This is a genomic window from Nonomuraea insulae (genome assembly GCF_042656245.1).
Window position 1 is genome coordinate 76666 of sequence record NZ_JBHSPA010000115.1, and the last position, 24142, is coordinate 100807.

Annotated in this window: 28 protein-coding genes; 11 read left to right on the forward strand and 17 right to left on the reverse strand. The window is 68.2% G+C overall.

What is annotated here, in order from left to right; genetic code table 11:
• The first annotated feature begins 38 nt into the window (after positions 1 to 38).
• The 4 genes from ACFPZ3_RS63785 (at position 39) to ACFPZ3_RS63800 (ending at position 4258) form a co-directional block, all read left to right on the forward strand.
• Positions 39 to 1568, forward strand: coding sequence for a UxaA family hydrolase (locus tag ACFPZ3_RS63785; RefSeq protein ID WP_379524148.1), 1530 nt, complete (start codon positions 39 to 41; stop codon positions 1566 to 1568).
• A 124-nt stretch (positions 1569 to 1692) separates the two neighbouring features.
• Positions 1693 to 2454, forward strand: coding sequence for an SDR family NAD(P)-dependent oxidoreductase (locus ACFPZ3_RS63790; protein ID WP_379524149.1), 762 nt, complete (start codon positions 1693 to 1695; stop codon positions 2452 to 2454).
• Positions 2455 to 2471: 17 nt separating this feature from the next.
• Entirely contained in the window at positions 2472 to 3254 is a 783-nt protein-coding gene (locus tag ACFPZ3_RS63795) for an SDR family NAD(P)-dependent oxidoreductase (RefSeq protein WP_379524150.1), read from the forward strand.
• Positions 3251 to 4258, forward strand: coding sequence for a LysR family transcriptional regulator (locus ACFPZ3_RS63800; RefSeq protein ID WP_379524151.1), 1008 nt, complete (start codon positions 3251 to 3253; stop codon positions 4256 to 4258). Before ACFPZ3_RS63795 ends, ACFPZ3_RS63800 begins: the two co-directional genes overlap by 4 nt.
• 43 nt (positions 4259 to 4301) lie before the next feature.
• On the opposite strand, the gene ACFPZ3_RS63805 is transcribed toward ACFPZ3_RS63800, so the two are convergent.
• The gene (locus ACFPZ3_RS63805) at positions 4302 to 4841 is read right to left on the reverse strand and encodes a cupin domain-containing protein (protein WP_379524152.1); all 540 of its coding nucleotides are present in this window, start codon (positions 4839 to 4841) and stop codon (positions 4302 to 4304) included.
• Positions 4842 to 4927: 86 nt separating this feature from the next.
• Between ACFPZ3_RS63805 and ACFPZ3_RS63810 the strand changes: the two genes are divergently transcribed.
• On the forward strand, positions 4928 to 5488 hold the full coding sequence (locus tag ACFPZ3_RS63810) for a TetR/AcrR family transcriptional regulator (RefSeq protein ID WP_379524153.1): 561 nt from the start codon (positions 4928 to 4930) through the stop codon (positions 5486 to 5488).
• A gap of 66 nt (positions 5489 to 5554) precedes the next feature.
• Here ACFPZ3_RS63810 and ACFPZ3_RS63815 read toward each other — a convergent pair whose 3' ends face one another.
• From ACFPZ3_RS63815 to ACFPZ3_RS63830, 4 genes are all read right to left on the reverse strand, one after another.
• Positions 5555 to 6058 (reverse strand): hypothetical protein, encoded by a 504-nt coding sequence (locus ACFPZ3_RS63815; protein ID WP_379524154.1) that lies wholly within the window; start codon positions 6056 to 6058, stop codon positions 5555 to 5557.
• 192 nt (positions 6059 to 6250) lie between these two features.
• Positions 6251 to 7759, reverse strand: a complete 1509-nt coding sequence (locus ACFPZ3_RS63820; protein ID WP_379524155.1) for a LysR substrate-binding domain-containing protein — start codon at positions 7757 to 7759, stop codon at positions 6251 to 6253.
• A complete protein-coding gene (locus ACFPZ3_RS63825; RefSeq protein WP_379524156.1) occupies positions 7759 to 8652 on the reverse strand; it encodes a substrate-binding domain-containing protein in 894 nt (297 codons plus the stop codon). Before ACFPZ3_RS63825 ends, ACFPZ3_RS63820 begins: the two co-directional genes overlap by 1 nt.
• 1175 nt (positions 8653 to 9827) lie before the next feature.
• Positions 9828 to 9977: a hypothetical protein gene (locus ACFPZ3_RS63830; RefSeq protein ID WP_379524157.1), complete on the reverse strand. Its 150-nt coding sequence runs from the start codon at positions 9975 to 9977 to the stop codon at positions 9828 to 9830.
• A gap of 199 nt (positions 9978 to 10176) precedes the next feature.
• On the opposite strand from ACFPZ3_RS63830, the gene ACFPZ3_RS63835 reads away from it, so the two are divergent.
• Complete coding sequence (locus ACFPZ3_RS63835; protein WP_379524158.1) at positions 10177 to 10533, forward strand: helix-turn-helix domain-containing protein; 357 nt, start codon at positions 10177 to 10179, stop codon at positions 10531 to 10533.
• A gap of 18 nt (positions 10534 to 10551) precedes the next feature.
• Here the strand turns inward: ACFPZ3_RS63835 and ACFPZ3_RS63840 are convergent, their stop codons facing one another.
• Entirely contained in the window at positions 10552 to 11151 is a 600-nt protein-coding gene (locus ACFPZ3_RS63840; protein ID WP_379524159.1) for a ClpP family protease, read from the reverse strand.
• Positions 11148 to 11774 (reverse strand): ClpP family protease, encoded by a 627-nt coding sequence (locus tag ACFPZ3_RS63845; RefSeq protein ID WP_379524160.1) that lies wholly within the window; start codon positions 11772 to 11774, stop codon positions 11148 to 11150. Before ACFPZ3_RS63845 ends, ACFPZ3_RS63840 begins: the two co-directional genes overlap by 4 nt.
• Positions 11775 to 12268: 494 nt before the next feature.
• On the opposite strand from ACFPZ3_RS63845, the gene ACFPZ3_RS63850 reads away from it, so the two are divergent.
• Complete coding sequence (locus tag ACFPZ3_RS63850; RefSeq protein WP_379524161.1) at positions 12269 to 13117, forward strand: aldo/keto reductase; 849 nt, start codon at positions 12269 to 12271, stop codon at positions 13115 to 13117.
• Positions 13118 to 13260: 143 nt separating this feature from the next.
• Here ACFPZ3_RS63850 and ACFPZ3_RS63855 read toward each other — a convergent pair whose 3' ends face one another.
• Entirely contained in the window at positions 13261 to 15147 is a 1887-nt protein-coding gene (locus ACFPZ3_RS63855; protein ID WP_379524162.1) for an isopeptide-forming domain-containing fimbrial protein, read from the reverse strand.
• 636 nt (positions 15148 to 15783) lie between these two features.
• Positions 15784 to 16287 (reverse strand): DUF5946 family protein, encoded by a 504-nt coding sequence (locus ACFPZ3_RS63860; protein ID WP_379524163.1) that lies wholly within the window; start codon positions 16285 to 16287, stop codon positions 15784 to 15786.
• 215 nt (positions 16288 to 16502) lie between these two features.
• Here ACFPZ3_RS63860 and ACFPZ3_RS63865 point away from each other — a divergent pair, with 215 nt between their 5' ends.
• Positions 16503 to 16874, forward strand: coding sequence for a BRCT domain-containing protein (locus tag ACFPZ3_RS63865; protein ID WP_379524164.1), 372 nt, complete (start codon positions 16503 to 16505; stop codon positions 16872 to 16874).
• A gap of 244 nt (positions 16875 to 17118) precedes the next feature.
• Positions 17119 to 18588 carry an LCP family protein gene (locus ACFPZ3_RS63870; RefSeq protein ID WP_379524165.1) on the forward strand — a complete coding sequence of 490 codons (1470 nt, stop codon included), beginning with the start codon at positions 17119 to 17121 and terminating at the stop codon, positions 18586 to 18588.
• A 79-nt stretch (positions 18589 to 18667) separates the two neighbouring features.
• Here ACFPZ3_RS63870 and ACFPZ3_RS63875 read toward each other — a convergent pair whose 3' ends face one another.
• Genes ACFPZ3_RS63875 through ACFPZ3_RS63885 form a run of 3 tightly spaced genes read right to left on the reverse strand, consistent with a single transcriptional unit; the run spans position 18668 to position 19934 of the window.
• Positions 18668 to 19111: a VOC family protein gene (locus ACFPZ3_RS63875; RefSeq protein WP_379524166.1), complete on the reverse strand. Its 444-nt coding sequence runs from the start codon at positions 19109 to 19111 to the stop codon at positions 18668 to 18670.
• On the reverse strand, positions 19108 to 19602 hold the full coding sequence (locus ACFPZ3_RS63880; RefSeq protein WP_379524167.1) for an SRPBCC family protein: 495 nt from the start codon (positions 19600 to 19602) through the stop codon (positions 19108 to 19110). The genes ACFPZ3_RS63875 and ACFPZ3_RS63880 overlap by 4 nt, the downstream gene beginning before the upstream one ends.
• Complete coding sequence (locus tag ACFPZ3_RS63885; protein WP_379524168.1) at positions 19599 to 19934, reverse strand: ArsR/SmtB family transcription factor; 336 nt, start codon at positions 19932 to 19934, stop codon at positions 19599 to 19601. The genes ACFPZ3_RS63880 and ACFPZ3_RS63885 overlap by 4 nt, the downstream gene beginning before the upstream one ends.
• A 162-nt stretch (positions 19935 to 20096) precedes the next feature.
• Here ACFPZ3_RS63885 and ACFPZ3_RS63890 point away from each other — a divergent pair, with 162 nt between their 5' ends.
• Positions 20097 to 20945 carry a dihydrofolate reductase family protein gene (locus tag ACFPZ3_RS63890; RefSeq protein WP_379524169.1) on the forward strand — a complete coding sequence of 283 codons (849 nt, stop codon included), beginning with the start codon at positions 20097 to 20099 and terminating at the stop codon, positions 20943 to 20945.
• A gap of 319 nt (positions 20946 to 21264) precedes the next feature.
• Here the strand turns inward: ACFPZ3_RS63890 and ACFPZ3_RS63895 are convergent, their stop codons facing one another.
• The 3 genes from ACFPZ3_RS63895 to ACFPZ3_RS63905 all read right to left on the reverse strand — a co-directional run bounded on the left by ACFPZ3_RS63895 (position 21265) and on the right by ACFPZ3_RS63905 (position 22492).
• On the reverse strand, positions 21265 to 21666 hold the full coding sequence (locus tag ACFPZ3_RS63895; protein ID WP_379524170.1) for an STAS domain-containing protein: 402 nt from the start codon (positions 21664 to 21666) through the stop codon (positions 21265 to 21267).
• 155 nt (positions 21667 to 21821) lie between these two features.
• On the reverse strand, positions 21822 to 22124 hold the full coding sequence (locus ACFPZ3_RS63900) for a hypothetical protein (RefSeq protein ID WP_379524171.1): 303 nt from the start codon (positions 22122 to 22124) through the stop codon (positions 21822 to 21824).
• On the reverse strand, positions 22121 to 22492 hold the full coding sequence (locus tag ACFPZ3_RS63905) for an STAS domain-containing protein (protein WP_379524172.1): 372 nt from the start codon (positions 22490 to 22492) through the stop codon (positions 22121 to 22123). Before ACFPZ3_RS63905 ends, ACFPZ3_RS63900 begins: the two co-directional genes overlap by 4 nt.
• Before the next feature lie 227 nt (positions 22493 to 22719).
• On the opposite strand from ACFPZ3_RS63905, the gene ACFPZ3_RS63910 reads away from it, so the two are divergent.
• Positions 22720 to 23028, forward strand: a complete 309-nt coding sequence (locus ACFPZ3_RS63910; RefSeq protein WP_379524173.1) for a helix-turn-helix transcriptional regulator — start codon at positions 22720 to 22722, stop codon at positions 23026 to 23028.
• A gap of 119 nt (positions 23029 to 23147) precedes the next feature.
• On the opposite strand, the gene yczE is transcribed toward ACFPZ3_RS63910, so the two are convergent.
• Positions 23148 to 23906 carry a membrane protein YczE gene (gene yczE, locus ACFPZ3_RS63915; protein WP_379524174.1) on the reverse strand — a complete coding sequence of 253 codons (759 nt, stop codon included), beginning with the start codon at positions 23904 to 23906 and terminating at the stop codon, positions 23148 to 23150.
• On the reverse strand, positions 23903 to 24112 hold the full coding sequence (locus ACFPZ3_RS63920) for a hypothetical protein (RefSeq protein WP_379524175.1): 210 nt from the start codon (positions 24110 to 24112) through the stop codon (positions 23903 to 23905). The genes yczE and ACFPZ3_RS63920 overlap by 4 nt, the downstream gene beginning before the upstream one ends.
• Between the last annotated feature and the right edge of the window lie 30 nt (positions 24113 to 24142).

Consider the following 24142-nt stretch of genomic DNA (forward strand, 5'->3'; position numbering starts at 1 on the left):
TCACTCCTGCGGAATCGCATGTATTCACGGGAATGTGGATGACCGCACCGATGCCGGCCGATGTCCGCGTCCCCCTGGTACCGCTGGAGGGTGTGGATGACGTGGGGCTCGTGCGCGAGCCGCTCAGTCGCGGCACGCTCGTACGGGTGAACGAGGGTGCCGTCGCCGCGCTCGACGACATCCCGGCGAGCCACAAGGTCGCCGTGCGCGCCGTCGCCAAGGGCGCGGCCGTCCGCAAGTACGGCGAGATCATCGGCATCGCTCTCCAGGACATCCCGCCCGGCGCCCACGTTCACACGCACAACCTCGGGGTCGGGCCGCAGAGCCTCGGCCACGGGACGGCCACCGCCACACCATCGCCGTGGTCCCCGCCGGCCGCCCCGACGCGCGAGCACTTCCTCGGCTACCGCAGGCCCGACGGCCGGGCCGCGACCCGCAACTACCTCGCCGTGCTGCCTACGGTGAACTGTTCATCGACGGTGGCCAGGATGGTCGCGCAGGCCGCCAACGCCCAGGTCAGGGCCCCCGGCCTGGACGGGGTCATCGCTCTCACCCACGAGCTGGGCTGCGGCATGGCCGAGGGCACCACCGGCGACGACATCCTGCGCCGCACCCTGCGCGGGTACGCAGGGCACGCGAACATCGCCGGAGTCGTGATGGTCAGCCTGGGCTGCGAGATCAACCAACCGGAGAACATCTTCGGCGGCAGCCTGGCCGTCGAGACCCTCTCCATCCAGGACCTGGGCGGCACGGCCGCCACCGTCAACGCCGCGCTGGAGGCTCTCACGGCGATGGCGTCGCAGCTCGCCGGCCTGCGGCGGGAGCCCATCCCGGTCGCCGAACTGGTCCTGGGGCTGCAGTGCGGCGGCAGCGACGCCTACTCGGGCCTGACGGCCAATCCGACGCTGGGCGTGACGGCCGATCTGCTCGTGGCCGCCGGCGGCCGGGTCATCCTCGGCGAGACCCCCGAGATCTACGGCGCCGAGCACATGCTGCGCCGGCGGGCCGCCGCGCCCGTGATCGCCCGCCGGATCGACGAGCTGATCGCCTGGTGGCAGGAGTACACGGCCGGCAACAACGCCGAGCTGGACAACAACCCCTCCAAGGGCAACAGGGACGGCGGCATCACCACCATCTGGGAGAAGTCGCTGGGGGCGGTGCTGAAGGGCGGCACGAGCCCGCTCAACGACGTCGTCGCCTACGCCGAGCCGGTCACCACCGCGGGGCTGACCTTCATGGACACCCCCGGCTACGACCCGGTCTCGGCCACCGGCATGGTCGCCGGCGGGGCCAACCTGCTGGCGTTCACCACCGGCCGGGGATCGGTCTTCGGATCGCGCCCGACCCCCTGCCTCAAGATCAGCACGACCACGCGGCTGTACGAGCACATGCGTGCCGACATGGACTTCGACGCGGGCCCGGCGATGTCGCGAGAAGAGCAGATCCGGCATGGAATCCTGCTGTTCGAGGCACTGGTGGACCTGGCATCGGGTGCGCCGAGCAAGTCCGAGGCGCTCGGGTTCGGCGCGGAGGAGATCGTGCCGTGGCGGATGGGAGCCGTAGTATGACCTCCCCCGACCTCACCCCCTCACGGCAGGACATGTGGCCGCCGCCGGGTGCGGTGCCGCGGCGCGACGTCGGCACCCCGGGACGGCCGTCCACTCCGTTCAGCTTTTCACGAGAGGTCATCGCATGAGATTCAGCGACAAACTCGCCGTCGTCACCGGCGCCGACTCCGGCATCGGCCGGGCGACGGCGGTCCGGCTGCTGCGCGAGGGCGCCACGGTGGTGGCGGTCGATCTGAAACACACCCAGCCCTGGCCCGACGACGTGGTGGAACGCGTTCGCCCGCTCGACCTGGACGTCGCGGACCAGGACGCGGCGCCCTCGCTGGAGGACTACCTCCGCGCGGAGTTCCAGCACGTGGACGTGCTGGCCAACGTCGCCGGGATTCTGCGCATCGCGCCCTTCCTCCAGGTCACGAGGGCCGACTGGGATCGGGTGGTCGCGGTCAACCTGACGGGCGTCTTCTTCCTGACCCAGGCCGTCGCTCGCATCATGGTCGAGCACGGTACGCCGGGCCGCATCGTCAACGTCTCCTCGGTGCACGCCGTGGTCTCGGAGCCGAACGCGGCGCCGTACACGGCGACCAAGGGCGGGCTCGAGGCGATGACCCGCACGATGGCGTCGGAGCTGGCTCCCCACGGCATCACCGTGAACTGCGTCCGCCCGGGCGCCACCCGGACCAGGATGAGCGAGCCCATCTACACCCCCGAGATCGTCGCCTCGCTGAAGGCGAAGATCCCGCTGGGGACGATCGCGCCGCCCGAGTGGGTGGCCGCCGCCATCGCCTACCTCGCCTCCGAGGAGGCGTGCTACACCACGGGTGCCTGCCTGGACGTGGACGGCGGGTACGCCATGGACGGCTCGCTGCCCGGAGCGGCGTACTCGTGAGCACGGGAACCAGCCCCATGACCAGGACTGTGACGACCGGCACCGTCGCCGTGGTCACCGGTGCGGCCTCCGGCATCGGCCGCGCCACCGCCCTGCGCCTGGCCCGCGGCGGCTACGAGGTCGCGATGATGGATCTCGACGTCGCCGGTCTCGCCGAGACGGGCACGCGGATCCAGCAGGCCGGTGGCCTGGCGCACCCGTTCACCGTCGACCTGTGCGACCCGCTGGCCGTGGGGTCGGTGACACGGGAGATCGCCGTCACCGTCGGCGCTCCGGAAGTGCTGGTGAACGTGGCCGGTATCGGCCTGGCCGCGAACGTGCTGGAGACGAGCGACGCGGACTGGAACCGCGTCATGTCGGTGAACCTGACCGGGCCGTTCCTCACCATCCGGGCGACGCTGCCGTTGATGCTCGACCGCGGCAGCGGCGTGATCATCAACATCGCCTCCGTCGGCGGTCAGGTCGGGCTGGCCCGCCGGGCGGCGTACTGCGCGTCCAAGGCGGGGCTGGTCGGCCTCACCCGGGCCGTCGCGGTCGACCACGCGCGGGCCGGAATCCGTTCCGTGGCGATCTGCCCCGGAACCGTGGAGACCGAGTGGATCGGGAAGATCCTCGCGAACGCGCCGGAACCGGCGGCGGCCCGCGCGGCGATGGCCTCGCGGCAGTTGGACGGGCGCATGGGGGCGCCGGACGAGATCGCGGCCATGGTCGCCTTCCTCGCGGGGCCTGAGGGCCGGTTCGTCAACGGGGCCGCGCTCGTCCTCGACGGAGGGATGACAGCGGGAACGGATCAGGGATGAGCGGCTCGCCGGCCCCTTCCGACGATCACCCCGACGACGAGATCGACCTGGCCCCGCGCGATCCGCGGGATGCCATGTCACTGCAGACCGCCTGGTTGCGCAGCTTTCTCGCGGTGGCGGACAAAGGCGGGTTCGGCGCCGCCACGCTCGTCCTGCACCTGTCGCAGTCGCGGGTCAGCGCCCACATCGCGGCCCTGGAACATGCGCTCGGCGTGACCCTCTTCGACCGCAAGGCTCGCCCCATCTGCACGACCGAGGCGGGCGAGCTGTTCCGTGGGCACGCCATGAACGCCCTGCTCGAGCTCCAACGAGGCATCGAGGCCGCCCGCGGCACGCTCGACAACTTCGTCGCGCACCTCAGGATCGGCAGTTATCCGAGCGTCAGCTCGACCTACCTGCCCTCGGTGTTGCGAGAGCTGACCTCGAAGTACCCGGGCGTCACGATCGAGCTCCACGAGGGCACCGCCGCGGCGCTGGAGGAGATGGTCGTCAGCGGGGCCGTGGACCTGGCGTTCCGGCCGCTGTTGCCGAAGATGCACGAGACCACGCTCTGCCATCGAACCATTTGGCGTGAGGACATCGTCGCCGTGATGCGCGAGCAGGACGACCTCACTCGGAAGTCCACGGTGAGCGTGGACGACATCCTGGGACGGCCACTGATCGGCAACCCGTCCGGCAGCGAGGAAGAGGGCGGCGGATTCGACTTGCGCAACACCCTCGGCGACGCGGCCGGCCGGAGCGACATCGCCTACCTCACCGACCAACCGGCGACCCTGGTCGCGCTGGTCCGCGCCGCCTTCGGCGTCGGCGTCATCAATCGCCTCGCCCTGGAGACCACCAGCGTCGAGGGCCTTGCGATCCGCACCATTGACTCCCGGACGGCCCTGCGGGAGGTGGCCCTCTTCTGGACGAGACGCCGCTCGAACGCCGCGGTCGTCAAAGCCTTCCTGGACGCTCAGGAGCGGGCTCAACTGCCTCCCGGCGTACAAGCCATCCCGGACTGACGTGCCGCGCGGTGCCGGAATCGCGCGCCTTTCAGGGTTCGGATCACCGATCTGGAGTACGGTCCGCGCCGATGGCGACACCGACGATCATGCAGGACTCGGTGCCGTGGTTGCGCCACGCGTGCCGGGTGCCGTTCTGGACGACCACGTCGCCGGCCCGCAACACCGTCCGCTCGCCGTCGTCGAGTTCCAGCGTGGCCTCGCCCGAGACGACCAGGACGTAGTCGATGCTGTCGGTGGTGTGCATCCCCGGGGAGCCGGGCTCCATCGCGGCCATCGCGCCCGGCATCCGCCGCTCCAGCTCGTCCACGGCCGCGGCCATGTCGAGATCCGGGGGGAGGACCAGCTCACCCGGTGGGATCGTGTTGATCATGAAGCGCGATCCATCCCGGGGCGGGTACCACGACTCGGCGCGGCGCGGCGAGCCGTCGTCCGGGAACGTGGGTCGCTCGTCCCGGCCCCACAACGGGTAGGCCGCACAGCCGGGCATCAGCTCGGAGGTGATGGGCTCGACATCACGGTCGTCGACCACGCGGGCCTTGCCCTCGGAGTCGTGCCCGGTGACCACTCGGCGAATCTTCATGCGCTCCATCCAGGATACGGTTGCGTATGGATACGCTACCGTATTCGTATGAGAACGCGACAATACTTCGGCGTATCCTGTTACCCGTGGTGAAGGAGTCGACCCGGCTGTCCGCCCAGGACTGGGCGCGGGCCGCACTGAAGGCGATCGCGGACGGCGGGCTGGCCGCGGTCGCGGTCGAACCGCTGGCGCGGACGCTCGGTGTGACCAAGGGCAGTTTCTACGCGCATTACCGGAACCGGGACGAACTGATCGCGGCGGCACTCGCGGAGTGGGTGCGAAGTCACGGCGACGAGGGGCTCGCCGAATTCGCCGCGATCGCCGATCCGGCACGGCGGCTGCGCGAGCTGCTCACCGTTGTCGTGCAGGCCGTCCAGCCGCTGGCGCCGTCGGTGCACCTGAGCCTGCTCGGCGACCGCAACGACCCCCGCGTCAGCGACGCGGTTCGCCGGGTGAACCGTGCCCGGCTGGAACTCCTGACCCGTACCTACCACGAGCTCGGCCTCCCGGAGGGCCGGGCGGCATCTCGGGCACGGGTCGCCTACGCGGCCATCCTCGGGCTGCTGCACCTGGCACAGACCGATCCGGACGCCCCGCACTCCGCCGTACTCGCCGACGAGGCGACCGCGATCTTCCTGCCGTCATGACGGCAGGAAGATCGCGCTGATCAGCAGGACAAGGCCAGGGCCGCCGCGTCCGCGCCCAGGACTCCCTCAGGAGCTGTCGCGTTTGGCCTGCCGGCGGGCTCCACTCGCCAACGTCTTGGCCTGGCGACGGCGCAAAGCCGCCGAGTCCGGGCGGCGATCGGCCAGCTGGCTCCCCATGGGAGAGGTCATGTCAGCCGCCGCCCTGGGTGGCGGAATGGTCTGATGCCGGCGTGCCGCGGCCAACCGTCCGGCCTTGAGTTCCTCCGCGCTGCGCCTGGCCGCCATGGCGAGGTGACGGCTGACTCTGGCCAGCGCATCTTCGAACACTTCGGACTTTTCAGCATTGCGACGATTCTTCGGCCGTGCGGTGCCGCGACCGCCGAACTCCCCGACCCGAACACTGGCTTCTCGCCGGTACAGCTTGACGTACTTGTTGCGCGCCCGGCGTATGCGCGTGTGCACTTCGACGAGCTCATCCTCGTCCAGCTCGGCCAGATTCTCCTTGTCGGCCTCTCGCACCAATGCCATCTCGGCCTCGGTCAGCGAGTTCAGTAGAGCCTTCACGACCATGCCCCCCGTTCCGTCTCCGATACGGCAGGATCTCGAACACCCACTACGTTGTGTCACCGAAGGGTATGAACCATGATATCAAGCCCTTTGCTGGTACGGAGGGCCGCGTTACGCGTATGAGCTGGGCGAACGCGCCCGGCCGATGCCGTTCGATGGCGCTTCGCGCCGCCTCCGCGCGCTTCGCATGCAGGATCAGAGGATGGTGAGCGAGTCGCCGACGTGTCGGCGCAGGGCCGCGACGACGTCCACGAGCGGGCCGTCGCCGGCCGCGACGCCCGCGGGCCAGACGACCCCGAGCCGGAAGTGCAGGTCCGGGTCGTCCAGCGGCACGAGGACGAGCCCGGCCTCGGCGAAGATGCGGCCCGCGATCGTGCTGGGTGTGGTCAGGGACAGGGCACGCGAGTGGGAGACGTGCGCGGCCATCTGCACCGAGTCGCTGTGCGGCATCTCCCGGATCCGGGTGACCCCGCCCTCGCGCAGGTGGTCACGCAGCCCCTTCATCACCTGCGGGTGCACCTTGAACGAGGTGAGCAGCAACTGCCGGTCGGCCAGGTCGCCGACGGTGAGCCGGGTGCGGCCGGCCAGGGGGTCGTCGGCGCGCATGGCGACGGCGAAGCGGTATTCGGCGAGGGCGAGGGCGTCGAGGCCAGGGGCGTCCACGGGCAGGTGGACGACGGCGACGTCCAGTTTGCGCGCCGCCAGCAGGGCGAGCAGCCCCGCCGACGGCTCCAGGGTCACCGGCAGCTCGATCCCCGGGCTCACCCGCTCGAACGTCTCCAGCACCACGTCCAGAACCTGGGTGGGAGCGAGCGGTGGGGCTCCCACCCGCACGGCCGCGCCGGCGGCGGCGGGTAGAGCCGCGAGGTTCGCCAGGGCGTCGAAGCGGGCCAGCACGTCGCGGGCGGGCTCAAGGAACGCCCGCCCGAAGGCGGCCTGGTGCTGCTGGTGTTGCCGTTGGTCAACAGGCGCGCCCTGGTGGAGTCGCCGCGATGGCTGGTCGCGATGGGCCGCTCGGCGGAGGCCGACCGCATCGTCCGCCAGATGGAGTCCCGCGTCGGCCTGCCGCCGGGTGGCGCCGTACCGCCTGACGACCTGGCCGGCCACGAGATCGGCGAGCCGAGCCTGGCCCGGTGAGCGCATCGGCCGCGTAGCGGTTGTCGTAGCCGTACACCGTGGACGCCTGCACCACGGCGGCCTTCTCGATCCCGGCGGCGTCGAGGTTGCGGAGCAGGCCCTCCAGATCGACGGGACGCTCGCGGGGTAGTACTTCTCGTAGTCGCCCAGCCCCACCAGGCGCAGCGCGTCGCACGCCTTCTCCGCGCGTACGTCCTTGGCGACCTTCCTGAGTTCCAGGCCGAACTCGACGTTGCGCATGGCGTTGCGCCAGGGCAGCAGCGACGGCTGCTGGAACACGATGGCCCGGTCGAGACCCGGCCCGCTCACCTCGTGACCGTCCACCCGGAGGGTGCCGGCGTCCGGCGACAGCAGCCCGCCGATGATGCGCAGCAGCGTGGTCTTCCCGCACCCGCTCAGTCCGACGACCGAGACGATCTCCCCCTCGTACATTTCGAACGAGATGTCGTTCAGCACCTGGGTGAATTGCGGGCGCCGGCGGTTCGATATCGAGCGGAAGCCGCGCGAGACCGAGTCAATGGCCAGTTTCGTGGGGCGCTCGGCGACCTTTGGCTCAATGGCGGGCATCAGGCGTCCAGGCATTCGATGAAGTCCGCGAACAGGTCTTCGACCGCGAACTCGGATCGGATGAGCCGCTGCTCATAGGCGTACCGGACGGCCAGCCGGAGCGCCGACAAAAGCTCCTCGCTCAGTCCGTACCGGACGGCGCGCTGCCGCGACGTCCGCGGACCGTCGGTCGGCACCATGTCGATGCCCGCCGTGAAGGCCTCATAGATGCTCCTGACCGCCTTCGGGTCGTTCTTCAGCAGGTCCGTACGGACGGTGAGCATGTGGTTCATCGGGACCGTCGAATGGCGCTCGGACCAGGCCTGCTCGGCCTCCTGCCAGTTCTTGATGACCGGGACGAGCGAGGCGCCGTCATTGTCGATGACGACCGGGCCCCGCACCGCCGCCACGATGTCGCCGTCCCGCAGCAGGTCGAGGATCTTGCTGGAGGTACGTTCGACGTTCGGAGGTTCCACGTACTCGTCGACGTGCGGTCCCTCGGTGGTGACCCACGTGATCTGGTCCGCCTCGACCCCGTAGTCCTCCTTGAGGACCCCGCGCACCCACAGCCCGGTCGTCTGGGTGTATGCCCGGACACCGACTCGCCGGCCTACCAGATCCTTGGGGCTCCGGATCGGCGCGCCGGGCCAATGCGAGATGGAGTGGTGGTGGAAGTCGCCGTTCATGGCGACCGGGAGGAGACTGATCTGCTTTCCCGCGTCCTTGGCCTGGAGATACGTCGCGATCGCCATCTCCGACACGTCGAACTTCAGCTCGCGGACCATCGGCGCGAATGCCTTGTAGATGGGGTCGATCTGCGGGAATTCGAGTCGGCAGTTCTCAACCTGGCGCTCGCCCGACTTCAGCGGCGTCGTGTGCGCGTAGTTACGTACTGCCACGGTGTACGTGTTCAAGGTTTCTAACCTTCCAGTGACACTTCGTCCTTCTGGGCAGGCGCCTTCAAGAGCGCGGAAACACGCTCTCGTCCCTTCACTGAAGACCGAGGCTCACGGCTTCCCGAGCCGCATTCGAATTGCGCTTCGTGTCGCCCTTGGCGATATGCCGCGCGCAGATCGCTGTGCGTTTGCGCACCCGGCCATCTCAGCGGCGAGGGACGCTCCGCGCCTCGCGCCCCGGGATGAGGGCGTCCGCTGATGCGTTGAGTGGACGACTGCGCTACCAGGGCTTTCGGTGATTGATCGGCATCCTCGTCTCCTTGACCGGCCAACGGCTGGGGCGATCCTGGGCTCGCACCCGCGGGGGTGTTCGGGCGCTCGTGGGGGTGGTGGCCGTCTCGGGGGTGACCCGGCTTGCGTGTTTACGCTTGGCCTGCCGTCGATATTGTCGAACAATAGATGCGGGGAGCGTAACATTGCCGCATCATGGCCGCAACATTCGCTGGGAAAATCCCTTTGGCGATCAGAACACTGTTGGACAATCCTGTGCGGACGAGCTGAGGGCTGGTCTCACGCAGCGAGCCGGGGAGATCGGCACGGCCCCGAGCGTTGCCGGGCTCTGGGCCCGCGCTTGCCGGGCGGCATGCTCGTACGCGTTGCGGGTTTCGCCCCGCCGGCCTGCGCTGCGCGAGCTGGGGCTGACGCCCTGAGCTGCGTCGCGTCGCGTCGAGAAGGCGTGGGCCTGGGGGCTGGTTACTTCATCGCCGGCGTCGGAGCCTTTGGGGATGAAGTGGGCACGTAGCCCTCGCGGGGACTGAGCCAGAAAGCCTTACCGTTCGCGATCCGGGGCGCAAGGAACCGCCGAGACCGGGCGCGACGGGCAACACGTCGAATTCGCCGAGCCCGTCGCGGTCGCGGTAGCGGACGCCGGTGACCGGTCACCGTCCCGCAGCCGGCCGTCGGCCTCGACCGGCTGCTGATCTTCGGCGAACGGCACCTTCGTAGCGTGCTGGCCGAATACGCCGATCATGACAATCGGCCGTGGCGGTGCCGTTCACTCGGCCTCCGAGCTCCCACAGATCACGTCCCCGGCGTGATCCCGCCGCCGACGGGCCGGATCGAGCGCCGTGAAGTCCTCGGCGGGCTGATCAGCGAGCCGGCTGCCCGACAGGGTGCCATCATGAATGCGCAGGTCAGCGGCTTGAGCCTGGTTCTGACAATCTCTCAGGACGGCTGGGGCGGCTGGCATGACGGCGCAGCACCGCGTTCTCGTGACGCAGCGCCAAAAGCTCGACCTCCTTGGTCAACTCGGTGCGAACCAGCACGACGATCAGCTCCAGCACCCGCCGGCACGATCATGAAAGCGAGGGACGACAACACCTCGTAAGGCTCCCGGACCGGCCCACACTGCCGCAGACAAACCCCAGCTCACACCCCAGGCCCGAACGTTCGAGCGGCACAGGCTGGGCGGAGGAGGCCGGGACGGTTCCGCTCTGCGCGAAGCCGGCAGAACTCGAACGCGCCGTCTGCCTATGGTGAGGCATGGCCTCCTCCATCCCGCCGCTGCGTCCAGCGATCGATCGGACCGCCCCCAAGCCGTCTCCGGCTCGCGAGCCGCTGTGGCGGCACGTGCTCGGCGAGCGTCTGAGAGGTCTTCGTCACGAGCGGGGCGAGAAGTTGAGCGAGACGGCAAGTCGCGCCGGAGTCTCGCCGCAATATCTCTCCGAGATGGAACGAGGCATCAAGGAGCCGTCGAGCGAAATGATCGCTGCGGTCGCCGGCGCGCTGGATGTGACCCTGATCGATCTGACCCTTGCCGTTGCCGAGAGCCTGCGCTCTGCTCAGCACAGCGCGTCGAGAGGTGCTACCTGCTCGGCGGCGTATGCTCTGGCCGCGTAGCGCGGCTTGCCGGGGTTATCAACGGGCCGATGAATGCTCCTCGATGATCTGATCGAGGAGCCCATACTCCAAGGCCGCGGTCGCGGTGAACACGCGATCGTGATCGGTGTCGGCGCGTAGGGTCTCGATCGTCTGGCCGGTGTGCCGCGACAGTATGCGCTCGATGTCTGCCCGCACACGTACGACCTCGTCGGCTTGCAAGATGAGATCGGGGATCGTTCCGCGCCCCTGAGCGGCCGGTTGGTGCAGGATCACTCGTGCGTGCGGGAGAGCGGCACGTTTGCCTTCGGCACCCGCGGCGAGAAGGACGGCACCCACCGCGACGGCCTGTCCCACGCAGGTCGTCGAAACCCGCGGGCGGATATGGCGCATGGTGTCGTATATCGCGAGCATCGCGCTCGGGTCCCCGCCCTCGCAGTTGATATAGAACTGTATTTCGGCGTCGGGGTTGTCTGACTCCAGAAAAATCAGCTGCGCGATGAGTGCGTTCGCGACGCCCGCGTCAATTGCGGTGCCCAGATAGACGATTCGCTCGGTGAGCAGGTGCGAGTAGACATCCATGATCCGCTCGCCACGAGGATTCTGAGCGATGACGTTCGGAATCGTATATGTGGTCACTGGCCGACTCCTTCGGTGACGCCGAATCCGGGCCGTGGGCGATTTTGTGGCGCGATTTCGTTGAAGTTCTCGACGATCGCATCTATGAAGCCGTAGTCCAGTGCCTCTTGCGCGGTGTACCAACGATCGTGCAGAGAATCCTCGAATATGCGCTCGACGGGCTGACCCGTGTCCTCGGCGATAAGACCGAGCACCGTGTCGCGAGTATGCCGAAGGTCGCCGGCCTGCAGTTCGATGTCGACTGCGGTGCCACCGATGCCCGCCGAGCCTTGGTGCATCAGGACACGTGCGTGCGGCAGGGCGCGGCGCTTCCCTCGGGCCCCCGATGACAACAAGAATTGCCCGGCGCTGTAAGCGATGCCCAGCACGAGGGTCGACACGTCACAGGGAACGAGTCGAATGATGTCGCGGATCGCAAGCATCGAGGGCACCGAGCCGCCCGGGGAGTGAATCCACAATGCGATATCGGACGCCGTGTCCTGCGTGGCGAGTGCCATCATTTGGGTGGCCAGCAGCGTCCCATTGTCGTCATCGAGAGGGCCGTCGAGAACCAGAACACGCTGCTCGTAGAGCTCGCGTCTTACCCGCGCGTTGAACAGTGGAAGTTTCGATTCTTCGCTCATGCGTCCATCATGTGAGGCGATCCGGATCGGCGTCGACACGATCTGCCTGGGGCAGATCTGCTCTGAGCAGAGAGAACTCCTGAGCAGGGACAACTCGTAGCATTGCGGTCCTGGGATCTAGCGGGCGAGCGGTTGGAGATCGATGAGGATCTCGTGGACGCTCTGTACCGCGTCAAACCGCCTCCGGAGCTTCGGGGGCTGACCATTCTCCTGGCGCGGGAGAACCCGGGATGGGGACATCGACGGGTGCATGAGGAGTTGGTGCGGCTCAGCCTTCGGGCCGGCGAGGCAACGGTGCGCGGAGAAGCGCACACGGACGGTCTGCCGCAGCCCGTGATCGTTGGTGATCCCGGCGCCGGCGGCGATGTCGGTGTGGCCGGCCTCGCGCCCATGGTTTGCCGCGCAGCCAGATCATCACGTCCGCGGCGAAAACGAGGTGACAGGGAATCGGCGACCAGTGAGACTCTGCGGGACTCGATCAAGGAGACAACCAATTGGCTGACTTACTGCTGGGCGGCGATCTGCCGGTCAGGCGACTGGGCTTCGGCACGATGCGACTGACCGGCCCCGGCATCTGGGGAGAGCCCCGAGACAGTTCCACCGCCCTGCGAGTGCTGCGCCGCGCCGTGGAACTGGGCGTGAACATGCTGGACACGGCCGATTCCTACGGTCCGTATGTCAGCGAGGACCTCATCGCGCAGGCGCTGCACCCCTACCCCGACGGGCTGGTCATCGCGACCAAGGGCGGTTTCACCCGGCAGGGACCGGACGCCTGGCAGCCGCTCGGCAGACCCGAATACCTGCGTCAGTGCGTCGAGATGAGCCTGCGCAGACTGAAGCTGGAGCGCATCGACCTCTACCAGTTGCACCGGATCGACCCGCAGGTCCCCCTGGCCGACCAGCTCGGCGAACTGGCCACCATGCGTGCGGAGGGCAAGATCCGCCACATCGGCCTGTGCGCGGTCGAGGTCGGCCAGATCGAGCAGGCACGAGAGCTGGTCGAGGTGGTCAGCGTCCAGAACATCTACAACCTCGCCAGGCAGCGCCACCGCGATGTCCTGAGGTACTGCACGCGGGAGGGCATCGCGTTCATCCCGTTCTTTCCGTTACAGGCCGGAGCGCTTGCGAGGACGGACGGGGTGCTGCAGCAGAGCGCCGCAGCCCAGGGCGTGACACCGTCGCAGATCGCGCTGGCGTGGCTGCTGCACCAATCGCCCATGACCCTTCCGATCCCCGGCACCTCAAAGGTCGCACACCTGGAGGAGAACCTCGCCGCCGCGCGGATCGAGCTCAGCGAGGCCGAGTCCACCAGCCTGGGCTCGCAGTGGTCTGACGAACCTTAGATCGGGGCTAGTACTGGCAGGACCGCTAATCGACTGGACCACAAGACCCTGCACCCCGGATCACCGCGCCGCTCCCGCCGCGGCGCGGTGACCGGCACCCGCCTTCCCTCAGCCGCTCACCCCGTGAGGCACGGTTGTTGCGGTCAGGAGGCTTGCTGGTGGCCGATCCAGTTGACGTACCAGCCGTAGCTTTCGGCGTCGGCGGGGGTCAGCGGCCTGTCGTCGGTGCGGTAGACGTGGATGCGGAAGCCGGTGGGGGTGGCGGAGTAGATGCCGGTGACGCCGCCGAGGATGTACTGGCTGCCGCCCGTGCCGCCGATGGAGGTGGTGTAGACGGGGGTGGCGGTGAAACCGGCTTCGCTGGTGTCCACGTCGATGAAGATGGTCTTGCTGGTGTAGACCTTCCAGCCCTTACCGGGCTCGGTGCGGCCGGAGGCGGTGTGGCCGCAGGTGTCGGGGCATGGGGCTGGGCTGCAGCCGCCCTGATTCCATCCGCCCTGATTCCATCCACCGGGGTTCCAGCCGCCGGGGTTCCAGCCGCCGTAGGGGTTACCGCCCCACCCGCCACCTCCCCAACCGCCGCCGTAGGGAGGCGGACACGGCGGCTGCGGGTGAGCGCACATGATCACGGTGCTGGTACCGGTGCCGGTGCCGCTGGTGTCGGTGCTGGTTTCGTTGGCGGTCGCGATGGCGGTGTTGCGGATCGGGCCTGGGGTGGTGACGACGGCTTGGAGTTGGAGGTGGGCGCTGGCGTGCGGAGCCAGGGCGCCGACCTTCCACTTGCCGGTGCCCGGGTCGTAGCCGTTGCTGCTGTCCCCGATGGCCGAAGCGGAGACGTACTTCAGGTTCTTGGGGAGTTTGTCGGTGACGGTGACGCCGGTGGCGTCGCTGGGACCGTTGTTGGTGACGATGAGATGGAAGGTGACGAGTTCGCCCACGGCGACCTGGGTGCGGTCGGCGGCCTTGATCAGGGCGAGTTCGACGGCGCGCTGGACGGGGGTGGTGACGGCATTGGAGGTGGACGTCTTGTGCTCGGTGGGGGTGTCCAGGCTGTTGTCGTAGGTGGCGGTGGCCTGGTTCTCGAGCTGGTTGCCGCCGCCGGCCCGCTCTACCTTGACGCTGAACTGGATGGTGGTGGAGACGGGCTTGTCGCTGGTGGTGGGGTCAAGGGAGCCGCCCTTGCCGCTGGTGGCGCCGTCGCCGAGGTGGAAGGTGACGGTGCGGGAGGCGGCGTCGTAGGAGGCGCGGTCGTCGCCGGACTGGTCGCTGTGGTCGCCGGCGCCGAGCCCGTCGGTGATGCGCAGCGAGCCGGGCACGAAGCTGGTGCCGGCGGGGACGGCGTCGGTCAGGACGAGGTTGTCGGCGGGTGAGCCGCCCTCGTTGGTGGCGGTGACCTCGTAGGTGATCGTGTCGCCGATCTTCAGCTCGCCGCCGGGGCTGGCCTTCTTGGTCAGCACCACGCACGGGGCGGTGCCGAAGGTGATGTTGTCGAGCAGGTTGCCGACGCTGGTGTCGCCACCGGCCGCGGAGACCGAGACGAAGGCGAAGCGGGTGGTGCTCTGGCCGGGCGGGACGGTGTAGGTGCCGGAGTGCTCGCCCCAGGCGGTGTTGCCGTCGGTGAGGTCGTCGCTTTCGTAGTTCGGGGTGAAGGTGGCGTCGCCTTGGGGGGCGGGGCCGATCTGCACCTTCATGGTGTCGCTGCCTTTGCGGCCGCGGTGCGACAGCTTCCAGTACAGCTTCATGCCCGGGGTGGTGGGCAGATCCTGATAGAGCGTGGAGGTCTCGTTGGCGTTGAGCTCGGCGAGCTGATCACCGTCCGCGGCCGTGAAGTTGGTGCTCTCTTGGGGCCACAGCTCGATCTTGTGGTCGGAGGCGGTGGTGCGCCAGCCGGGTACGCCGCCGGAGACCGAGGCGTCGTCGAAGAACGCGACATGGGCCCGGTCAGAGATGCGGGGTTGTTCGAAGCTACCGTTCTCCAGCACGACGCGTTGCCCGCAGCCGCCGGGGGTGGGGTTTTGGGGGGATGCCATGGAGTGTGTCCTTTCGTTGAGGCTTTACTCCATGGCTACCCTTTGCGGTCGATCGATTACCTTAAGTGACATTGCTTGTTGCTCAATGGACAGGATGCTGTCACTGCCTCTGCAGTGGCTGAAGTCGAACGCCGCTCGACGAGGAGCACGGATTTTCGTCAGTCCCGGGCTGCCGCCGCCCGTTCGGCCTCGGCCTGGCGCCTGCCCCTCCTGAGGGCTGGGTGATCGGGCGCGCGGGCCTGGTCTACGCCACCTGGGACGGCCGCTGCCTGGACGTCACCGGCGACGCACTGATCGACGGCCCCGCATCCGGTCAGCCGCTTTCTGCATCATCTTCAAGGGCGGCTCATCGTGGGGCACGGCTTGCTGAAGGATCTACGCGCCGTCGACATGGCCAGCGCGGTTCCGGATCGTGCGCAAAGCGGTCGACACGCTGGCTCTCGTCCATCGCGCCCAGGCCGAGGCCGCCTGAAGATCGCCACCTGGATCGCCGATTTCTACAACACCCCCCGGGCGGCACAGCGCCAACGAAGATCTGCCGGCCGTCACATGATCGAGAAGAAGAGACAAGCCCCATCGGCCCTGCTGGGGACCGCTGCGGCATAGAACGGTCTCCACGTTTTCAGGGGACTCTCGCTACCCGACGAAACCGGGGGCCTGGATAGATCTCCAGGCGTCCACAGTCGCTTCGGCGATGGTCTCGATGTGGTGTCCGTATGCCAGATACCCATCAGCCACGAAGCTGCCGTCCCTGAGCGGCAACCCGGAGAACGTAGCGCGGAAGTGCCTGGGAGGTCCGCCCGGAGGGAGCGGCTCGTATGCCGCCAATGGCGCCATGTCGTAGTTCAACCGTGCCCCGTGCTTGTTCCGCGCCACCTGATGAGCCGCTACACGAAGCAGCGCGTCAAGACCCTTGTCCACGTAGAGCTGCATCTGACGGAACTGGCCATCAAGGTACTTCTCGTCAGCTCTGGAAGGGTGCTGCAGAAGATACGCGCAGACCACAGGCGCATGCCACCTGTACATGTGAGGATCGGCCTGCTCTTCAGACAGGATGGCGTGGTAATAGTCCACGCATACGCCCAGCGGGCCGGCAACTGCGCCGCAGTCGCAGTGATCGCCGACGGGACTTTCTGTCATGATCTGCATCTTAGGTGGCCAGAGACGGCTTTTTCGACGGGTTTCGGCTGAACCCGCGCGCTGGCAGCTTTGGCCAAGTGGCACGAGCAAACCTGCCACCGGCTCAGCGCGGCCTTCACCACCTCCAAGGTGCAGCCGCATGCCAACTGAACACGCCGCACGTGAGAATCTGATGACAAGCTGCCCGTCGGCCATCTCCGCTACGGTCGCCCCGCATGATCATCGAGGGTTGCTGGATTGTGCCGGCCGGGCGGTTCAGCCGGATGTCGAAGGATGAGGCCAAGCGCGACCTGGAGGCGTTGGGCGCGAAGGTGACCGCGTCGGTGTCGGCGAAGACGGACCTGGTCTTCGCCGGGGCGAAGTCGGGGGCCAAGGCGGGACGCGGTCGGGGCGCGGTCGGGTGCCGAGGTGGGTCCGGCGGCGGCAGCTCCCGAAATTACCGGACCCCCGCGGCAGCGCTCCAGGTCCGACACGTGTCCGCGGAGAACACAATCCATGAGCGCTACTTCGGGAACCGGACGGCGGCCCAGGGGTGCAGCCCCTTACTCCCGCCAGTAGCCGCGTCGGACTCACTGTGCGCGTACTGAAGCACCTTGCCCGCCTGGTTCGTTTCGTCCTGTCCGATGAGTACGTGCCCTTCGAGGTAGCTCGCGAGACATGTGTCGTGCGCATCTCAGCGGCTCGAGAGCCGCGGCCGGCCCACCGCTCTGGAGCGGGAGGTTGCCGAGGAGGAGCGCCTCTGGTCCCAAACGTCGGGAATTGCGCGATAGGCGAGGTATTCTGCTGAATCGCTTGCGCCTATGGAGCAGGTGTTGCCTACGGGGAGGTTGGATGCGCAGGTGGACTGCTCCATCCGTGATCGGCTGGACGCTCGCGTCGGTCGTCGTGCCGGGCGTTGCGCATCTGCGTGCCGGGCGCAAGCGCATCGGGCTGATCATGATGGGAATCTTCGGCGTACTGCTGATCAGCGCCGTCATCGCGCTGATCAACGCCAATGCGCTGGCCGGCCTGCTCCTCGATCCCATCTGGCTGAGCGTGATCACCGGCCTGTGCGTGGTGGGCGGTCTCGCCTGGGCCGCGAACGTGATCAGCTCCTACATCGTGCTACGCCCGGCGAAGCTCGACAAGTGGGGGCAGATCGGTACGGCCTCGGTCGCGGGCGTACTTGCGGTGAGCGTGGTGCTGCCCTTCGGATTGATCGCCACGACCGCCCGCACCTCTGACGACGCGCTCGGCAGCGTCTTCAAATCCTCGCCGTCTCAGTCGATCGATCACAAGGATCCGTGGCGAGGACGCGATCACCTCAACATCGCGCTCCTGGGCGGGGACGGCGCGAACTCGCGCAAGGGCGTGGGCATCCGTACCGACAGCATCAACGTGGTCAGCATCGACGTTCACACGGGCCGGTCGGTCGTCTTGGCCCTTCCGCGCGAGATGGAGAACGTGCCGTTCGCACCCGGCTCCGCGCTGGCCAGGCGGTTCCCGCCGCCGAAGAACTTCTGGCTGCCGCCGGGTCAGGGCCGCGGCTCGGCCGACCTGCTCAACGGGGTCTGGGAGTACGCCGACCAGCACCCCGAGGTCGCCGGCCACTCCGCCAACCGCGCCCCGGAGGCCCTCAAGAGCACGCTCGGCCAGATCCTGGGCCTCAAGATCGACTACTACATGCTCGTCAACATGTGGGGCGTGGCACGCCTGATCGACGCCCTCGGCGGCGTCACCATCAACGTCGAGCAGGACGTCTGCTACGGCGTGGGCCGCTCCGACGGCGGCGTGGTCAAGGCCGGTAACCGCACCCTCGACGGCAACGAGGCTCTCTGGTACGGCAGGGCCCGCGACCATCCGGGCAGCACCTGTGCCGGCGCCGACAACAGCACCCGGATGCGCCGCCAGCAGTGCGTGATGAGCGCCATGCTCACCCAGCTCAACCCGAGCAACGTGCTGCTGAAGTTCAACGCTCTGGCCAAGGCGGCCAAGCAGACCTTTCTCACCGACATCCCGCGTGATCTCCTGCAGGATCTGGTCCCGCTCGCTCAGCAGGTCAAGGGGGCTCGCGTGTCCAAGCTGAACCTCGTTCCGCCCGCGTACAATCCGGCTTATCCCGATTATCCGCGCATCCGCAAGGCGGTGAAAGCCGCCATCACCCGCTCCCGCGGCACCGGCAAACCGGTCCGCGCAGAGACCGCCACCCCATCACCCACCGGCACGCCCACCGCCACCCCGTCAGCGCGTCAATCCACCAAACAATCCAGTCGATTGGACACCCTGGACTCGGCATGCGTGCCCGCCAAGGCGGGCGCGTAGCTTTCCAGGCCATCCGATTCCCGTCCACGTCCAGGACAGGCTGAGGGGGAGATGACAGATCCGCCTCCGATCGTTGGTCTTACCCGCGCCAGGGCATGTGCTGCAGGCACCAGGTGTTGCCATCGGGGTCAGCGAAGTAGGCGTAGAACACGCCGCCGACGTCCTCGACCTCGCTGATCTCGACGCCGCGTTCGACGAGTTCGGCGCGGGACGCTTCGATGTCAGCCACCACCAGGTGCAGACCTCGCAGCGTTCCCGCAGGCATGTCGAGTGTGGGGAGACCTTCGGCGAGGGTGATCGAGCATGCCGAACCGGGCGGGGTGAGTTGGACGATGCGGATACCGGCTTTCGGGTTGACGTCGACGTCGAGGCGGAACCCGAGCTGGTTCAGGTAGAAGGCTTTGGCTCGTTCGATATCGGTGACCGGCACCGGCACGAGCTCCAGCAGCAGTGTGCCGGGCGGCACGGGTGGGTTGCCGGAATCCGCGGGGATCTCGCCGGCGGGGGTGGGTGAGTCGGTCATCGTTGGTGCCTTTCGAGGAGGAGGGCGGCGAGGCGGTCGTATCCTTCGCCGGCGCCGCGTTCCATGGGGCTGCGCACGACCGCGTCGCGGATTTCGGAGGAGGAATATTGCGCGGTGACGGTCATGGTGGTCTGTCCGTCCGTCTCGTCCAGAACGGTGGTGACCAGGGCCTCACCGTCGGCCCAGTCACGGTGGATCTCGGTCTGCATGAGGCGCACGGGCGGCACGACCTCGCGGAACAGCCCGTGGAGTTCCATCTCGGCGCCGGCCGGGCCGGTGGAGACGAACCGCCAGGCACCGCCGGAGCGCAGGTCGACCTCGCAGACGGTGAGTCGCCAGCCGCGGGCGCCGTGCCAGCGGCGGAGCAGCTCCGGTTGGGTGAGCGCGGCGAAGACGAGCGGCGCGGGAGCTGCGAATGTGCGGGTGAGCACGAGGTCGGTGGTCCCAGACGCGACGACCCGCAGCCCGAGGCCGGTGTGGGGGGATGTCACGCTCCTCCGTCCTGCAGGTCGTCCAGCAGCGCGTCCAGTCGCTGGTAGCTCGTTTCCCAGTAGTCGCGGTAGTCGGCCAGCCAGTCTGTGGCCGTCCTGAGCGGCTCGGCCACCAGCCGGCAGGGTCGGCGCTGCGCGTCGCGGCTACGACTGACCAGGCCGGCTCGTTCGAGCACTCGCAGGTGTTTGGAGACGGCCGGCTGGCTCATCGCGAACGGGGCGGCCAGCTCGGTGACCGTGGCGTCGCCGGCCGCGAGCCGGGCCAGGATGGCCCGCCGGGTGGGGTCGGCGAGTGCCGCGAATGTCGCGTCCAGCGTGTCGCTTGTAGCCATGTATAACCCTTCGGTTCCATAACCTTATGGTTTTGTATGTGCTAGCGTCCGGCTTTGTCAAGGACGCGTGACCTCCAGGAGCGGACCGGAGCCTGTGTCATCGGCCGGAACCTGTTCGACCTCACCGCGGGCTGGAATGGACGGCACCCGAGCGGCGTACCGGTGTTCGTCGTCACCCACCGTCCGCCGCCGGCCGGCTGGGATGTCACCACGACGCCGTTCACGTTCGTCAGTGACGGCGTGGACCACGCGATCGCGCGGGCCCGCGAGGCGGCAGGGCAGCGCGACGTCGGTGTCGGCCCCGGCAGCACAGTGGCCGACGCGCTCGGGGCCGGCCTGCTCGACGAACTGCGGATGGACGTCGTGCCGGTGCTTCTCGGCGCCGGTACACCCATGCTGGCCGGGCTCGGCGGCACGGCGCCGATCGGCTTCGACCAGGCAGAGGTCATCGAGGGGATCGGCGTGACTCACATGATCTATCGCCGCGCAACACAGAACCCCCAGGTAACATTCACAGCTGTTCGTGCTCGGTATCAAGGTCGCCGCATCCGGATCCTGACGTCACCGCCCGCACCGCGCCCTCCGGCAGGAAGCACCTGCCCTGCTGTCCGAAGACGACCGTTTTGTACCTCTCACCGGGGTATGGGACAACGAGTCAGCTATCTCAGGTACTCGCGAGAGGAGAAGAGGATGCCTCGCGGATCGAGTCCGAAGAGGGAACGTCAATACGAACACATCAAGGACAGCGCCCAGAAGCGGGGGACGAGCAAGAAGCGCGCGACCGAGATCGCGGCCCGCACGGTCAACAAGGAGCGCGCCAGGGCCGGGGAGTCGAAAACCGCGAGCCGTACGTCGACGCGGGACATGTCCTCGGGGCGGCGCGGGGGGCTGCGTTCGCACTCCGGCAGCGGCGGCCGTACGCGAGATCAGTTGTACGCCGAGGCCAAGCGTCGCAACGTCAAGGGCCGCTCGCAGATGACCAAGGCCGAGTTGGAGAAGGCCCTCAGTTAGCCGCGGCACGCGGGGCCGCCGTGGGATTCGGTCATCCGCGCCTGCCGCGCGATTGACGACGGCCATCGCCACGATCGTGCGCGCCGCTCATTCCGGTGCTGCCGAAGACGCGGCCCCGTACCGGCCTCAATGTTTCGATGTCATGGCTGACCTGCCCGGGCCCGGGCAGGCAGGCGTTGGAGGGGAACAGCCGCAGGCCACCCGACCGGGCCAGCTGAGGGCAGGTTGGCGGGCAACGGCGCCAATACTAGGAACAGGCATTGAGTCCTCCGGCGGAGGCGATGAGCGCTACCACCAGGCCCTCGTGGCCGCGGTCGGGCTAGCCAGAGGGGGGAGCCACGGTGCCGTTGCCTGTCGCCGCCGGAAGGTCCGGGGCGGCCAGTATGGTGGCCAGCGCGATGTCGGTGCTGGTGTGCACGCGAAGGTGTTCCCCTACTTTGGTGATTTCGATGAGGCGGGCCGGTGGGCCCTGCAGGGCGGTCAGGTGTACGGCGCCGCCGTGTCGCTGGGCGAGGGTGAAGGCGTCCAGCAGCACGCGCAGGCCGCTGCTGTCCATGAAGGTCACCTCCGCCATGTCGAACACCAGGTGGTCGGCGGGTGTCTGGCGGGCCTGGCCGATGAAAGCGTGGAGTTTCGGGGTACTGGCCAGGTCGATCTCTCCGGACAGCGTGATCACGGTCACGCCGGTGAGGTGCTGGTGGCGCATATGTAGTGCGGACATCGAATCCCTTTGATCGGTTATGTGACGCTCGGGTAGAGCCGTCCAGCAAATGGCCTCATTGCCAACTGCCGGTCACGGCCTGATCGTCATGATCGGAGCTCAGCGCAGGGGCGTCATCAAAGGCCCGCATCGCGACGATCGCCTGCTCCATGCGGTCATGGACGGTGGCCCGTCCGGCCGCTGCGCGCCGGTGATCTCCAGCAGCCGGGCGGGCCGTGGCTGGAGTACGGCCAGGCGCCGCCGGCGCCGGGTGCCCGGGCCAGGCCGGCGGCGGCGAGCATGACGACCGAGCCGGAGCTGTCCAGGAACGACAGCCCGCTGACAGCGGTGATCAGATGCTCATCCGGACGCCGGCGGTCGATGGAGGTCTCCCGCTCACCGAAAGCGGCGGTTGGGTCCACCTGCCCGGCCGCCGTGATCAGTATCGCCCCGGGTACGGACCGGCAGGCCAGGTTCATGCCAGATCCCCCAGGTTGTCCAGGCGAGAGTGGATCGCGGTGATGGCCTCTTCCACGCTGGGATGGATGGTCAGGGCGTCCCACACTCCGGTGATCCGCAAGACGTGGGCGGGAGTGTCGGCAACCGCTGCCAGGTGCATGGTGCCGCCCTGCTTGCGTATGTCGCCATGCGCGCGTAACAGCACGTGCAGGCCGCGGCTGTCCATGAAACGCAGCCCGCTCAGGTCGAGCAGCACCGCCTGGCCCGGGCGGCGCATCCGGTCGATGCAGGTCTCGACATGGCCGGCGTTGGTGGCGTCGATGTCGCCGGCCACGGTGATCAGCACGCCGCCGCGTAGCGGCCGGCAGTCCAGGCTGATGGGCGACATGGTGGCCTCGGCTGGTAGCTCAACCGGCCGGTGGCTGCGTGATGGTGGCGACATGAGGTCCCCGAAGTAGGCCCGATCAAGTGACGCCGTCGACGCCCGTCGACGCCGTCACTGTAGAGGATATTCCTGAAACCTATTGCAGGAAAGCCATTTCGTCATAGGATCTTCGGTAGTGGCGTTCTTACGCTCCGCACAGACCCCATCCCCCACGCAAAGCACAGACAGCCATGAGCGCATCGGACCACCCACCCACCTGGACCTTCCTCACCCATCACGCTCGCGTCCTGGTGGAGCTAGCCCGCGATCCCGAGGTGCGACTGCGTGAAGTCGCCGTCAGCATCGGCATCACCGAACGAACGGTGCAAAACATCGTGGCCGACCTCTTCCGGGCCGGCTACCTGACCCGGGAACGCATCGGCCGGCGCAACCGCTACAGCCTCAACCTCGACCAGCACTTCCGCTACCCGACCGAAGGCGACCTGCCCGTCAGCCTGCTGATCGGCATCTTCACCAACCGCGACCTCGGGAAGCCGTAGAACATTCGCCCTGACGGACGGGTCCGGGAGGGCGTCCGTTTGCCTACCGGTTTTGGTGAGGGGCTTGTTGGGCCTGCTGGCCTGGCAGTGCTCGTGCGCCGGGGAGGCATCCTCAGCGTTCAGGGCGTCCGCTGCGCGGGCCTGCCGACCGGCGGCGCGGCGGGTGGGGTGGGTGGCGGGGGTTCAGCGCGACCGCGGTAGGTGAACCAGGGCAGGAAGAACTGCGTGATCGGGCCGACCGCGACGGCGTACAGCACGGTGCCGGCCCCGACGCTCCCGCCGAGCAGCCAGCCCGCGGCGAGCACGGTGATCTCGATCAGAGTGCGGATGAACCGAATGGAGCGCCCGGTCACGGCGGACGCGCCGGTCATCAGCCCGTCCCGGGGGCCGGGGCCGAAGCGGGCGCCGACGTAGACGGCGACGGAGAGCCCATTGAGGAGAACGCCCCCGGCCAGCAGGCCGACCCGGGCCGGGAGGCCGAGGTGCTCGGGGATGAGCAGCAGGCCGAGATCGGACGAGCATGCCAAGACGATGATGTTGGCGACGGTGCCGAACGTCGGTCTCTGTTTGAGGGGAATCCACAGCAGGAGTACCAGAACCCCGAGGACGGCGCTGATCGAGCCGAAGCTCAGGGACGTGTGGTGCTCCAGTCCTTCGTACAGGACGCTCCAGGGGTTGACGCCCAGCGCGGCCCGCACCATCGCCGAGAGGCTGAGCCCGTAGAGGGCGAGGCCGGCGAACAACTGGGGAAGGCGTCTCAGCGGGTGCTCGCGCAGGGATACGTAGTCGAGGCGGGGCACGGGGCGGCGGGTACCGCGTGCCAGCACGGTCACGGCGCGATGCCTCAGCGTATGACGGCTCGCGGCATCGTCGCTCACGGACGGCCCCCCGGCTCCGCGGCGACGGTCAGCAGCAACCAGCCGTGCGGCACGAGCAGGGGCAGATCGGGCCGCCACACGGCGGCATCACCGGCATCGACGACTGCGGCCTTCCCCGCATGACCGTGCCGACGTTCACGCTCGCCGCTGTCTGTGATCTCCCGCACCATGCCAGTGCCCTCCGGTGTGCTCGTCATCAATGTCACTGGCGAAAGTTTGTACAGTGATTGGCGGCA